Origin of the sequence: Anabaena sp. AL93, assembly GCF_001672085.1 — a bacterium.
In the GTDB taxonomy this organism is placed as follows: domain Bacteria; phylum Cyanobacteriota; class Cyanobacteriia; order Cyanobacteriales; family Nostocaceae; genus Dolichospermum; species Dolichospermum heterosporum.
In genome coordinates this window covers 1-13,443 of sequence record NZ_LJOU01000126.1, presented here as the reverse complement: position 1 = coordinate 13,443, position 13,443 = coordinate 1, and the positions used below count along the sequence as shown (strand labels likewise).

16 protein-coding genes are annotated in these 13,443 nt (G+C 36.9%); 5 read left to right on the top strand and 11 right to left on the bottom strand.

What is annotated here, in order from left to right; translation table 11 throughout:
- Nucleotides 1–690, top strand: a 690-nt coding sequence (locus tag AN486_RS23970) for a WD40 repeat domain-containing protein (protein ID WP_290602793.1), incomplete at its 5' end; no start/stop codon positions are given.
- Nucleotides 691–837: 147 nt separating this feature from the next.
- Here AN486_RS23970 and AN486_RS23965 read toward each other — a convergent pair.
- Nucleotides 838–1,092 (bottom strand): Calvin cycle protein CP12, encoded by a 255-nt coding sequence (locus AN486_RS23965; protein WP_290602791.1) that lies wholly within the window; start codon nt 1,090–1,092, stop codon nt 838–840.
- 263 nt (nt 1,093–1,355) lie between these two features.
- Here AN486_RS23965 and AN486_RS23960 point away from each other — a divergent pair, with 263 nt between their 5' ends.
- Both AN486_RS23960 and AN486_RS23955 read left to right on the top strand, forming a co-directional pair.
- Nucleotides 1,356–1,637: a hypothetical protein gene (locus tag AN486_RS23960; RefSeq protein WP_027402973.1), complete on the top strand. Its 282-nt coding sequence runs from the start codon at nt 1,356–1,358 to the stop codon at nt 1,635–1,637.
- A gap of 292 nt (nt 1,638–1,929) precedes the next feature.
- A complete protein-coding gene (locus AN486_RS23955) occupies nt 1,930–2,217 on the top strand; it encodes a type II toxin-antitoxin system PemK/MazF family toxin (RefSeq protein WP_367142460.1) in 288 nt (95 codons plus the stop codon).
- Nucleotides 2,218–2,413: 196 nt separating this feature from the next.
- Here AN486_RS23955 and AN486_RS23950 read toward each other — a convergent pair whose 3' ends face one another.
- The 5 genes from AN486_RS23950 to AN486_RS23930 all read right to left on the bottom strand — a co-directional run bounded on the left by AN486_RS23950 (nt 2,414) and on the right by AN486_RS23930 (nt 7,033).
- Nucleotides 2,414–3,772: a GTP-binding protein gene (locus AN486_RS23950; RefSeq protein ID WP_290602790.1), complete on the bottom strand. Its 1,359-nt coding sequence runs from the start codon at nt 3,770–3,772 to the stop codon at nt 2,414–2,416.
- A gap of 58 nt (nt 3,773–3,830) precedes the next feature.
- Nucleotides 3,831–4,043, bottom strand: a complete 213-nt coding sequence (locus AN486_RS23945; RefSeq protein WP_041458216.1) for a type II toxin-antitoxin system HicB family antitoxin — start codon at nt 4,041–4,043, stop codon at nt 3,831–3,833.
- Between the two features lie 34 nt (nt 4,044–4,077).
- On the bottom strand, nt 4,078–4,863 hold the full coding sequence (locus tag AN486_RS23940; RefSeq protein WP_168695081.1) for an ABC transporter ATP-binding protein: 786 nt from the start codon (nt 4,861–4,863) through the stop codon (nt 4,078–4,080).
- A gap of 89 nt (nt 4,864–4,952) precedes the next feature.
- Nucleotides 4,953–5,522 (bottom strand): Uma2 family endonuclease, encoded by a 570-nt coding sequence (locus AN486_RS23935; RefSeq protein WP_168635907.1) that lies wholly within the window; start codon nt 5,520–5,522, stop codon nt 4,953–4,955.
- 377 nt (nt 5,523–5,899) lie between these two features.
- Nucleotides 5,900–7,033 (bottom strand): branched-chain amino acid ABC transporter permease, encoded by a 1,134-nt coding sequence (locus AN486_RS23930; protein WP_168635906.1) that lies wholly within the window; start codon nt 7,031–7,033, stop codon nt 5,900–5,902.
- 182 nt (nt 7,034–7,215) lie between these two features.
- Between AN486_RS23930 and AN486_RS23925 the strand changes: the two genes are divergently transcribed.
- A complete protein-coding gene (locus AN486_RS23925; RefSeq protein WP_290602789.1) occupies nt 7,216–8,802 on the top strand; it encodes a glucose-6-phosphate isomerase in 1,587 nt (528 codons plus the stop codon).
- Between the two features lie 194 nt (nt 8,803–8,996).
- Nucleotides 8,997–9,785 (top strand): peptidylprolyl isomerase, encoded by a 789-nt coding sequence (locus AN486_RS23920; protein WP_053540955.1) that lies wholly within the window; start codon nt 8,997–8,999, stop codon nt 9,783–9,785.
- Nucleotides 9,786–9,830: 45 nt separating this feature from the next.
- Here AN486_RS23920 and AN486_RS23915 read toward each other — a convergent pair whose 3' ends face one another.
- The 5 genes from AN486_RS23915 to AN486_RS23895 all read right to left on the bottom strand — a co-directional run bounded on the left by AN486_RS23915 (nt 9,831) and on the right by AN486_RS23895 (nt 13,272).
- Nucleotides 9,831–10,913, bottom strand: a complete 1,083-nt coding sequence (locus AN486_RS23915; protein ID WP_053540954.1) for a T3SS effector HopA1 family protein — start codon at nt 10,911–10,913, stop codon at nt 9,831–9,833.
- A gap of 15 nt (nt 10,914–10,928) precedes the next feature.
- Complete coding sequence (locus AN486_RS23910) at nt 10,929–12,092, bottom strand: aminoglycoside phosphotransferase family protein (protein ID WP_053540953.1); 1,164 nt, start codon at nt 12,090–12,092, stop codon at nt 10,929–10,931.
- Nucleotides 12,093–12,168: 76 nt separating this feature from the next.
- Nucleotides 12,169–12,384 carry a hypothetical protein gene (locus AN486_RS23905; RefSeq protein ID WP_053540952.1) on the bottom strand — a complete coding sequence of 72 codons (216 nt, stop codon included), beginning with the start codon at nt 12,382–12,384 and terminating at the stop codon, nt 12,169–12,171.
- 210 nt (nt 12,385–12,594) lie between these two features.
- The gene (locus AN486_RS23900) at nt 12,595–12,840 is read right to left on the bottom strand and encodes a hypothetical protein (RefSeq protein WP_290602788.1); all 246 of its coding nucleotides are present in this window, start codon (nt 12,838–12,840) and stop codon (nt 12,595–12,597) included.
- 186 nt (nt 12,841–13,026) lie between these two features.
- Nucleotides 13,027–13,272 carry a hypothetical protein gene (locus tag AN486_RS23895; RefSeq protein ID WP_053540951.1) on the bottom strand — a complete coding sequence of 82 codons (246 nt, stop codon included), beginning with the start codon at nt 13,270–13,272 and terminating at the stop codon, nt 13,027–13,029.
- Nucleotides 13,273–13,443 lie beyond the last annotated feature (171 nt).

The window sequence follows — 13,443 nt, the reverse complement described above, 5'->3', positions numbered from 1 at the left end:
AGTGGAGATAGTCTGACCTTGGCTAGTGGTAGTCTTGATAACACCGTGAAACTGTGGAATGTCCAGTCTGGGGACTGTGTGCGAACCCTAGAGGGTCATAGCAATTGGGTTACGTCAGTAGCCTGGAGTGGAGATAGTCTGACCTTGGCTAGTGGTAGTTATGATAACACCGTGAAACTGTGGAATGTCCAGTCTGGGGACTGTGTGCGAACCCTAGAGGGTCATAGCCGTTCGGTTACGTCAGTAGCCTGGAGTGGAGATAGTCTGACCTTGGCTAGTGGTAGTTATGATAACACCGTGAAACTGTGGAATGTCCAGTCTGGGGACTGTGTGCGAACCCTAGAGGGTCATAGCAATTGGGTTACGTCAGTAGCCTGGAGTGGAGATAGTCAGACCTTGGCTAGTGGTAATTATGATAACACCGTGAAACTGTGGAATGTCCAGTCTGGGGACTCTGTGCGAACCCTAGAGGGTCATAGCAGTGTGGTTTGGTCAGTAGCCTGGAGTGGAGATGGTCTGACCTTGGCTAGTGGTAGTATTGATAATACGGTGAAACTGTGGGATGTGCAGTCTGGGGAATGTATCGCTACCTTTGACCATAGGTTATATGCAGGGTTGAAGATTCAGGGGGTGAAGGGGTTAAGCCGGGCGGAAATATTAACTTTGAAGGCGTTGGGGGCTGTGGAATAGGGGGTTTTATATATGTACTTGAATCTCTTACTTTTACTCTTGACTAAATATCTGGTGAAAATTAAATATGTGTGATCTCAAACCAATGTAGAGACGTTCCATGGGTAGGGATTCTCGTCTCTACATTCTTCTTGATCTCAATCTAAATCAAAGATCGTAAATCAAACACTCCAAAGCATCTGGATACATTTCACAGTAGGTTTCTAGGGCTGTTTTGCGGTGTTTTGCTTGCTTTTGATGGGCTTTTTCTGCTTGCAATTCTTCGACAATATCCCATGCTACTGCACAATTAGCGGAATTATTGCCATTTTCTGTACAGGTTGTCCGCGCTTCTGTAATGGCTTCAAGAATTGCTTCTTCAATGGGTTTTTTACCATTGATAACTTCGTTTAGGGAGACCATAATAATGTTACCTTTTTTGAGGGAGATAAAGGTTAATTAGGAATTTTAAGGATTGCTAATGAAGAGAATTACTCATAATTGGTAAACTCTTTTTCAGACTAACAATTCAAATAATTATTTTTAGTTAATTTATATACTTTTTGATTCTATGATGGTATAATCATGACTTAATTATTCACTAATGGAGTTTTAGCAATGCTAAATTATTAAATAATCCAAGTATTTTAGTTATAATTTAAACAGAGTATCTGTAACTTATAATTATGCGTGAATTAGCACTTCAATCTCAATCTTTACGTGAAGCCTGGGAACAAGGGTTACAAGAAGGTTTAACTCAAGTTGCACTCAATATGCTACAAGAAGGTATTGATTTATCTCTAGTAGCTAAACTAACTAATCTACCACTTGAAAAGATTCAAAATTTGCAAGTTAGTAATGTAGATGATTTGGAAATTTTAGTAAAAGATTTTCTTGAGTTAAGTGAATCATCACTCAATAAAGTTTGGCTTGAACCAGAAGAAGACGAAGCTTGGAAGGATTTATAGAATTTATGCTTATGGAAAAATTTGCTAAAGGTGACGTTATCTCTGTACCTTTTCCATTTTCTGACGCATCTGCTACTAAAAGAAGATCTGCCTTGATTATAGCAGAATCAGATAGTAATAATATTATTCTCTGTCCTATTAGAGGGTGTTTGAAAAGTTATGGTTGATGTATCAAATATTTTTTACCCCACCCTAACCCTCCCCTTGTAAAGGGGAGGGAACTGGATTTTTATTGTTTCCCCCCTTTACAAGGGGGGACTAAGGGGGGTAGCAATGTGATGAAAATTACGGAATACCACTTTTCAAACATCCTATTACCAGTAAACCAGGTAGAGAATATGAAATTAAGTTAGAAGACCAGGATTTTATGTTTGGTAAACTTAATTTAAGTCCCTGTTATATTCGTCCTAACATCATTGCAACAGTTGACAAAAGTAATGTTATTAGGAATATCGGAAAATTAAGGGATGAAAAAATAAATCAAGTTATTGCTACCATTATTGAAATTTTACAAAAGCCTTGTGAACCTACACTTCCAGCATCAAAAGCATGGAAAAGAGGTAAAAATCCCAAATCATAAAGTTTGTGATGGTTACTTAGAGGTTGTTTGAAAAGTATCAGATGAAACCCATAATCTCCAAAAACCTAACCCCCCTGCCCCCCTTCCCTACCAGGGAATGGGGTTTTCAAAGCCTCTCCCCGCGTCGGGGAGAGGTTTGGAGAGGGGTCAATTTATACATTCAAAACTTTTCAAACACCCCCTTAGATTCAATCTCTCAAAACTCACCAAAAGTACCGCCTAATTCTTGCTGTAAGCGATACAAAATAGTGTTTTTATCAACTTGTGACAAAATTTCCTGAATGACAGTATTAGCGCCCAATTGACCCCAGGTACAGCCTTTTTCTAGATATAACTGGGCGGCTTTACCGACTGTATAAGCACCATAACCAGCAATTCCACCTTGGGTAATGGCACTCCCGAAAAAAGTAGTAATATTAAAGGGATTATCACCACTAGCTATGGCTGCGGCACTTTTACCTAAACCTAATATAAAACTGCTGCCAATTTCACTTAATAATAAACCACCAGAACTAAATAAAATTGTTTTTAATAATTCACTAGCTTCATAGCCAGTCATGGGTAAACCATACAATTTAGCTAATGCCCGAATTAAGGCTAAATCGGTAATTAAACCACCTATTATATCTAAGAAAGCAATAGGATTTAAGCCAATGGCTAGGGCTTTATATTGGCTAAACTTCCAAATTATATCTTCTGCTTCTTTTTCGCGGATATGAACGGTTTTTTGGGCGATATTTTCTTCGGATTCTCTAGCTTGAATGAGTGCATTTAAAGCTAAAAGAGATCGTCCTTCTCGATTTAATATATTTAAGATTGTTTGCTTTAATTCATCTACTTGCGGTGGCGGTGTTTCCCATTCAGAGGTGATGCTTCCATCTGCATATTCTACTCTCACTTCCATTGGTGCAGGTTCAGCCGATATCATGACAATTTCATCGGGTAACAATGGCTGATTTTGGGTATTTCCTGCCCCTAATTGTTGAAGATTTTTATAAATTGCATTTTTATCTGTATCGGGATATAAATCAATTTTATTAAATACCAAAATTAAAGGTTTTTGTGCTTGACGTAATTCTAATAATCCCTGATATTCAGTTCTCGTAATATCCCCAGAAACCACAAACAAGATTAAATCAGCTTGACGCGCTACGTCTCGTGCCATTTGCGCCCGTGAATCTCCGGCAATTTCATCTAAACCGGGAGTATCAATTAATTCAACTAATACCTTATCTCCTGGTTTCCAAGGTACAGAACGTGGCGATTGAGTGACACCATTTAGGGGTCCGGTTTGCAGAATTTTTTCTCCTAATAAAGAGTTTAAGACTGCTGATTTTCCCCGACTGACTAAACCAAAAGCGGCAATTCTGATAACATTGGCATCTAATTTATTGAGTGTGGCATTTAAGGTTTCTATTTCTGGTTTTAGCAAACTTGCTAATTCTGGATTTGCTGCCATTTGTCCCGATTTACGGAGATATCCATACCAAGATAATGCTTGTCTAAGACTAGCACGGGCGCGGTTTAAATGAGTTTCTTGTAGGTTACGAGTCATAGGATTTTGGATTCTGTATTTTCAGATCCCCGACTTCTTTAAGAAGTCGGGGATCTAATTAATTAATGCCGATAATTTGCGGTTCGGGTATTGGTTGTCCGTCTTCTAAATAAGATGAAATCAGCATTTCTAAAACTTCTTGGGCATTTTTTAAAGCCTCTTCATAAGTGTCTCCATGAGTACAAGGCTGCATAATATCTGTAAAATCTGGTAATGAGACTACATAACATTTATCTTCATTTGACCATTGAATAACAATTGTATATTTCAGTTCTCTAATTTTTTTGGGCATATCTAATATAATATCATTGTCCTAAATATGCTTCTAAAACTTTGGTATTATTTTGGATTTCTGTGGGACTACCAACGGCTAGATTTTGTCCTTCAGCTAATACCCAAACTCGATCACATAAGGACATAATTACATCCATGTTATGTTCAATAATCAAAAATGTCATACCGTCGTGACGATTCCACGCTAAAATGCGATCGCATATGTCATCAATTAATCTGGGATTTACGCCAGCAGCAGGTTCATCTAGCAATATTAACTTAGGATTAGTCATCAATGCCCGACCGATTTCTAAAAGTTTCCGCTGTCCCCCAGATAAACCACCGGCATAATCAGCGGCTTTTTTTTCTAAGCCTACTGACTCTAACAAAAACATTGCTCGTTCTTTTAGTTGCTTTTCTTCTTTAGCAATAATGTGGGGTTGAAATTGCACTTGCCAAAAGTTCTCACCGGTTTGTTTTTGCGCTCCCAAAAGCATATTTTCTAATACTGATAACTTCGATAAAACCCGGGCAACTTGAAAGGTTCTCACTAATCCCTGTTGGGCAATTTGGTATGGTTGTAATTGATGAATGGGTTCACCATCAAAAATCACTCTACCCTTATCGGGACGAATAAAATTAGAGAGTAAATTAAATAAAGTAGTTTTTCCAGCCCCATTGGGACCAATTAACCCAGTAATGCTACCTTTGATAACTTCGATATTCGCTTCCTGAACTGCTTTAATTCCGCCAAAATTTTTAGAAAGTCCAGTTGCAGCTAAAAGAGGTAGTTGGGGTGATGCGATATTATTTACCATTATAATTTTCTTCTCAACTTCATTTTTAGGTTTTTTTGTTGGTTTTTAATTATTGTTATGAAATAAAAATTGTCGGAGTTCATCAAATTTCATCCCTGTAAAACCTCAGCTACAGTTAACTTTACATCACTAAATAGAGGCGAACAAATTATATCATCTTCCCTATAAACCTGCTCCTCATAAAAACCCTCCACCCATTCTAAAACCGTCACTTTTTGCCCAATTGGATCAACAATCCAATACTCAGTAATTCCCCGCGCTGCATACTCAGAACGCTTATAACGATAATCACGATTTTCCTGATTTGGACTCACTACCTCAACCACCAACAGAGGCGGCGGCATATCCATTAAAATTAGGGAGCGTGTAGCCCCCTGCATTACCTGAGCTAATTCTTCAGAAAACACCACCAAATCAGGAACACGCACTCCCACCTGCCGACTATTCACAGCAATTTCTGTTTTCATTCTTAACCGATAATATGGAATACCTAATTTCAGAAAATAGGCCACTAAAAACATCGCTATCCGACAATTTAGCTCACTTTCAGAAGGCATAGGAATTAATTCTCCGTTCTCAAATTCATATAAATTATCTGTCCCATCGTCATAATTAAGAAATTCCTCAAAAGTCATCTTGTTAGCAGTTGCAACTATCATGGCTATTCCTCCCATAAACGGCTTGTATCAACTATTTTAACAATAAAAACCGTAATTTTTTCTTAATCGGGTTTTATTCCTAAGAGGGTGTTTAAAAAGTCATGATTGCTGTATCAAATGTTTTACCCCTCCCTAACCCTCCCCTTATAAAGGGGAGGGAACTGGATTTTCTTGTTACCCCCCTTTACAAGGAGAAAAGGGGGTAACAATATGATGAAAATTACAGGATACCACTTTTAAAATATCCTCTAAGTCCCATACTCTTCTCTGTTCCCTGTTCCCCTTTGAAAAACTCCAGTTTTCCACTTTGACGAGGTTTATAAGCCATTTAATTGAACTCTTAAAAACTGCTGATATTTATAATCATAAATTCCCAATTATTTACCAAGAGTCAGTTCTTCCTTTTTCCCTAAAATACCTTGAGGTCTCCAAATCATCAACACCATTAACAGTAACCCAATAAACATGATCCGAAATGCACCAATCCGTTCTACATCTAAAGGGACAATTTTGGGTAAAAATTCCCTAGTGAGGGCATCATAGGTAAAGAAAATGACTGCACCTAAAATAGTTCCCAGATTGTTGCCAGAACCACCTAAAATTACCATAATCCAGGCATCAAAGGTAAGTTGGGGTTGGAAGTTATCGGGGTAAATTGCGCCTAGTTGCCAAGCAAAAAATGCTCCAGCAATCCCCGCAATTGCCCCACCTAACATTAATGATTGTAGTTTATAGGAAAAAACGTTTTTGCCTAAGGCTTTGGGAATTTCTTCATCTTCACGAATAGATTTTAGCACTCTTCCCCAAGGCGATCGCACTAAAATTTCCAACCGCCAAAAAACAAAAGCTAAAATTAATAATATGAACAACATTAACCCGGCTTTGGGATTATAATTATACAGTCCAATAACACCAGAAATATAAATTGCAGCAGTTAATAACCCTAAAGCAATTCCGACTATTAACCGAGAGGTAAATTCTTGTTGAATACTACTATTTCTAACTATATTATTACTTGCAGAAATTTGAGCAGTTCGCACCCAACGCCATAGAGAAAATAATGTGATTCCTGCTAATAAAGTTAATACTCCAATCATTACCAACCGGAAAAATAAATTGGGAGTTGTTGATAAAGGGATAACATAACTTTGCACACCGAAAGATCCCGATATCCACGTATTACCTACAGGTAAATCTTGGTTATTGACTATTAATCGAATTAATTCACCTGTACCAATGGTGACAATTGAAAGATAGTCTTCGCGTAACCGCAAAGTTGCAAAGCCAATTACTAAACCAAGCATTGCGGCAACAACTGCTCCGATTCCCGCCGATAGCAGTAACGGTACGCCCTTGAGACTTAATAAAACCGTCGTATACGCACCCAAAGTCATGAAAGCAATATGACCAAAGTTAATTAAACCGGTAAAACCCCATTGGAGATTGAGTCCTAGTCCGAACAGGGCGAAGGTGGCGGTAGAAATAGCGAGAAAAATCAGGTATTCGATCATAATTTAGTTACTTGTCATTTGTCATGTTTGAGTTGTCAGTTATCAGCCGTTAATGTAACGCAATGTAAACTGAAACCCCTCTATATCCGTTATTCTATTAAAAACTGTATAAGACAAAGCAGGGATCGCCAAAAGCATACATTAAACTTGTGTTTGACCAACACTTTATTTGAGATTTCCCTATGGATTCTAGGGTACTTTGGCAACGATACCAGGACTGGTTGTATTTTCATCCAGGATTAGGACTATATCTAGATATTAGTCGAATGCGGTTTGATGATGGGTTTGTGGCATCATTGCAGCCTAAGTTTGACAAAGCGTTTGCGGATATGGTGGAATTAGAAAAAGGGGCGATCGCCAATCCCGACGAAAACCGCATGGTAGGACATTACTGGTTGCGGAATCCAGATTTAGCCCCCACCCCCGAACTCACCCAAGAAATAGTTCAAACCTTAGAACAAATCGAAGCTTTTGCCGACCAGGTACACACCGGGGCAATTCATCCCCCCAAGGAATGCCGCTTTACAGATATCATTTCCATTGGTATTGGTGGTTCAGCCTTGGGTCCCCAATTTGTCACCCAAGCCCTATCCCCCGACCTACCACCCCTACAAATTCACTTTATAGACAATTCCGACCCCACCGGAATTGATCGGGTTCTTGCCCAACTTGGCGATAAACTAGCCACAACTTTGGTATTAGTCATTTCCAAATCTGGAGGCACACCCGAACCTCGCAACGGCATGATTGAGGTTAAACAAGCCTACACAGCCAAAAAATTAGACTTTGCTAAATATGCAGTCGCTATTACCGGACAAGATAGCAACCTGGATCAAGTCGCCAAAGCTGAAAATTGGTTAGCCCGGTTTTCCATGTACGATTGGGTAGGTGGACGTACCTCAGAAATGTCCGCTGTAGGGCTAGTACCTGCGGCATTACAGGGCATTGATATCCGTGCCATGCTAGATGGTGCAAAAGAAATGGATGATGCCACCCGCGTCCCCAATCTCAAAAACAACCCAGCCGCTTTATTAGCCCTTGCTTGGTATTTCTCTGGAAATGGCAAAGGTGAAAAAGATATGGTAGTCCTCCCTTACAAAGACAGCCTGTTGCTATTTAGTCGCTATTTGCAACAACTGATCATGGAATCTTTGGGTAAAGAAAAAGATTTAGATGGGAAAACTGTATTTCAAGGGATTGCAGTTTATGGTAACAAAGGTTCAACCGATCAACACGCTTATGTGCAACAATTGCGCGAAGGTGTCCCCAACTTCTTTGCAACCTTGATTGAAGTTTTGGAAGATCGTCAAGGAAAATCCGTAGAAGTTGATCCTGGTGTGACTACTGGTGATTATCTCTGTGGTTTCTTGTTGGGAACTCGTCAAGCATTGTATGAGAATCACCGCGATTCGATTACAGTCAGCATTCCTCAAGTTAATGCTCGCACAGTTGGCGCGTTAATTGCATTGTATGAACGGGCTGTAGGTTTATATGCCAGTTTAGTAAATGTCAATGCTTATCATCAACCAGGTGTGGAAGCTGGTAAAAAAGCCGCTGCTGTGATTCTGGATTTACAAAAACGAGTTTTAGAAGTGTTGCAAACCCAGAAAAAAGCACTTTCTATTTCTGAACTTGCAGATATGTCCGGCGCTGCTGAAGAAGTGGAAGCAATTTACAAAATTCTCCGTCATTTACACACTAATAATCGGGGTGTGGTGTTAACTGGTGATTTAGCTAAACCTGGAAGTTTAACTGTTTCTCTCGGTTAAAAATTTAGATCCCCGACTTCTTTAAGAAGTCGGGGATCTTGTTTTGTGGCTATAAATTATCAAAAATATTAAAAGTATCATTAGATAGAGATAAAAAAATAACATATTAGGTAAATATGATAGATACGCTAATAACTTATTTAAGCAAGAAAAAAGAATTTTTAATAAATTCAGTAAATTCAGGAGATTAAATTATGTCCAATATTGTAAAAATATCCAAAGAAGATATTATTTATCACCTCAAAATATCTTGTCAAATTCCTAGTTTATTAGAAGCGATCGCCACCAGAACAATTATTACAGAAACTGCCCAAAAAGAAGGCATTACCATCGAAATAGCAGAATTACAACAAACCGCAGATAGTTTACGATTAGTTAACAACCTGATTAAAGCAGAAGACACCTGGGAATGGTTACAAAAACATCATCTTACCTTAGATAACTTTGAAGAAATCGCCAACATTAATCTCCTATCGGCAAAATTAGCTCATCATTTATTTGCCGAGAAAGTTGAACCATTCTTTTATGCTCACCAACTTGATTATAGCGGAGTAGTCACCTATGAAGTCATATTAGATGATGAAGATCTAGCTTTAGAAATATTTTATGCCCTCCAAGAAGGAGAAATTAGTTTTCAAGAAGTGGCTCGTCAATATATCGAAAATCCCGAAATTCGTCGCGCTGGAGGATATCAAGGTATCCGCAAACGCAGTGATTTTCGACCAGAAATTGCTGCCGCAGTTTTTGCAGCTAATCCCCCAGAAATTATTAAACCAGTCGTTACACCCAAAGGAGTCCATATCATTATAGTTGAAGAAATCATTGCCCCCGAATTGAATGAACAAATGCGCGTAGCTATTCTCGGAGATTTATTTACTAATTGGTTAAAAGAGCAAATTAATAAATTAGAAATTGTCGCCACATTAGGAGATCAAATAAATTCTCCTCCTTCCCCAATAGAAATATTTAGTGAAGCTAGTTAAAATTTTAGATCCCCGACTTCTTAGAGAAGTCGGGGATCTTGGATCTTAGTAATTCAAGGGAGTATAAATATCTTCTGAGTGGGCATTAAGATAAGGATATTCTAGCTTAATTTTGTGTAATGCAAATTGTTCAAAAATAGCTTTCATACGACTTTCAGGATGATTATTCCCCCCTTGCCAAGCAGCAATTAAACCATTAGCAATCATTTGACAACGATTAGTACCAAAACTTTCCTTTTCACCAAATTTATCTTCTGGTTCTTCAGCACAACTTAATCCCGGTGCCAGTGGCTTAGTAAACAAAGGTACTTCTTGAGAAAAACTGTCTCGATTTTCTAAATATATCTTTTGCAGTATAGGATGAATAGTTTTATAGTGATGCTTACTGAAATAAAGCACTGCTGAATCATAACGTTTATATTCATCAGGATTATATAGAGCTTTAAAAGAGAACGCAACTTGCATATTATTGAACTCTCTAGTCACATTATCCATCACTGATGCTGCTCCTTCTGGTGATACATTAAAGTAGATTCTGACAATATCTTGATTGTCTTGAGTTCCTAGATTAGACACTGCCATATAAAATCCATTTTGAACTAGATTTTTAGGCATTTTGATGGACACTAAGTTACCAAGAGTAGCATATTTATCAATCTGTGATAAATATAAATCACGCTCAATATGCAAAGTCAAACCATTTTTATGAACCGCCAAAGATCCATCAGTTTCTTCATTAACTACCAGCCAATTTTTACTCCAATAGCCTGTGCCTTTATTACTTGTATGTAGTCGTTCATAGAAAGCTAAATCTATGCCAAATAAGCTATTATTACTTAAATTATTATCCTGGGAATCGGCATTGCTAGAGTCATGCCAAGAACCATTATAATAAGCACTGTAGAGAAAATTACGTAATTGGATACTTAAATGTTTATTTTGAATATCCAATGGTAAATTTTGAAAGCGAGAAATAACTGATTCTGGTAATGCTAATAAGTTATATTCTGGGTGCTTAATAGCATAAAATGATTCAATTTCCAGATAATTAGCAATATTTTGCAGAGATGTTTGTAATTCCTGTGGTAGTTGAAAAAGTTGACTATCTAGAGAATCTAATACTTGCATATAGGGTTTCCTTATTTAAGCAAGAGATAAATTTTTAGAGATTATTTCTGAAAATTCCATTCCTAAAATTGTGGAAATAGATGCTTGGGGACGACATAATAAACTCTTAGCAACTTGAAGAATACAGATACCTGAATTACCGAAAGTTTTCTCATATTGCAGTTTAGCTTGAATAGCTCTAATTAAGGCTAAACCGCTAAACTGCATCACTAATGGCAAGAAGTTTGGACGAACTTCTAAAATTTCTGGAAAGTTAGCTAAATAACCAGTAACTAATGCTGATAAAGAAGGTTGAATCATTGATAACGGAATAGCCGCTAAACGCAAACATTCTTCAATAGGTATAGTTTTACTAGCGATTATGCTATATAACCAAATTTGCAGATAACTGGCGATTATTGTTCCTAAATCATTAGCAGGATCTCCCCAATCACCTCTTTCCCAATCAATCAGTCTGAGAATATTTTTATTTCCAGGTAATTTCTCTTCAATTTCTGTTTCCCAATTCAAAGATAAAAGAATATTATTAAGTTTGAGATCATTATGAGTTAGACAACAAGGCATAAAAGCCTGATTTAATTCTGCAATTGCTTTTCCTAAATTATCGTAACGTTGATAGAGAGCAAAAAATTTCAATCCATCAGCAGGAAGATTACCGAATATTTGTGGTGTAATTCTATCTAATCCTTTGCTCAAATTTGCACCCTCTAGAGAATTTTTAAAGAACTTTTGATAATTTTTATTTTCTATCGTTGAACGATGAACTTTTGCCAGCATCGTACCAAGTAACTGAGCAATTTCAGGAGAAAATACCTGATCTTTGGCATAAAATTCTGCCAAATCTTGATATTCATTTAGATAGTTAAACACCATAATGGAGTTTTCTAAATCAAAATGAATTGCTTCTGATAAATATGAACGTAAGTGATTTATTTCTGGGAATTTTTGACAAAAATCATGAATTCTCCATTCTTCTTTAAATTCACCTAAAGTCTTACCATCTCGATCATGACGCTCTTGCTTAACTAAGATTTGACGTTCCTGTGGTAAACTGACTAATAAATTAAAGTTTTTAGCTGGTTTTAACTCAATTTTGCTTAATGATTCATCTTGTGGGGGACAAATTCCCCGATTAACCAAGTAGTCAAAAACGTTGGTAGAACTTATGAGAAGTGGCATAGCTTTACATGAAAGATTAGTTAACAATGGGTTGGCGAATTAACAAAATATAGGCTGATTTCATAGACAATCAGGTTTAATAATTGCTATTAAATGAACTTCCTAAATAGGAAATAGAATCTATAGCATAGGCTAATAGAATGAACTCCATAGACTTAATTCCGAACTTGACTAATTCATGAAAATTACCCCTATTTCCCCCAACTATAGAAACAGATTCTATACTACTAATTTCATGAATTAATAATTTTTCTTGGGTTGTGTTTAGATCGGAAATTGTAATTCTTGCCATTTGCTTAATACCCACTAATTATAAAATTGTCATAGCCGTAAAGTGTAAGCAAACACCAGATATTAATTGATTATTTAATCTGGTTTCGTCAGTTATCTAAGATCCTTATCCCCTGTTATTTAATGGAAATTAGGATGATAAAATCTTAAATTAACCAGATTTTTATATGATGAATAAGTAATTTCATATTGCTTATTCATCTCAGGTATTTTAATGACTATAGTGATTGCTGTGGCTAAATGATTTAGCCAGAGATACAACGTTATCAATAGCAAAGCCTAACAAAATAAACTCCTGACCTTTAATACTGTAGTATACTAAATCATGAATTCCAGAACCGCTACCACCTTGAATAGAAATGGTATCTACATCATTCATTTCGTTTAAAAAGCTTTCGGAATCTTGGAACAATTCAGAACCGTTAGCTTGTAATTGAGAAAGTTTGATACTAGCCATGATTTCTTTCCTCCTAGATTAATCATCAGTCAATTGATATTCTGCGAAAGTCAGTTAAGCTTGTTTTTTTATCAGTAATCCTAATTCCCCTAAAAAATAGAGGAATTAGGGTGATAAATTCTTAACTGAACCAGATTTTTATGGGATGAATAAGTAATTTCATATTGCTTATTCATCTCAGGTATTTTAATGACTATAGTGATTGCTGTGGCTAAATGATTTAGCCAGAGATACAACGTTATCAATAGCAAAGCCTAACAAAATAAACTCCTGACCTTTAATACTGTAGTATACTAAATCATGAATTCCAGAACCGCTACCACCTTGAATAGAAATGGTATCTACATCATTCATTTCGTTTAAAAAGCTTTCGGAATCTTGGAACAATTCAGAACCGTTACCTTGTAATTGAGAAAGTTTGATACTAGCCATGATTTCTTTCCTCCTAGATTAATCATCAGTCAATTGATGCTTTGCGAAAAGCAGTTAAGCTTGTTTTTTTATCGGTAATCCTAATTCCTCTGAAAAAATAGAGGAATTAGGGCGATAAATCCTTAACTTAACCAGATTTTTATGGGATGAATAAGTAATATAAAATTACTT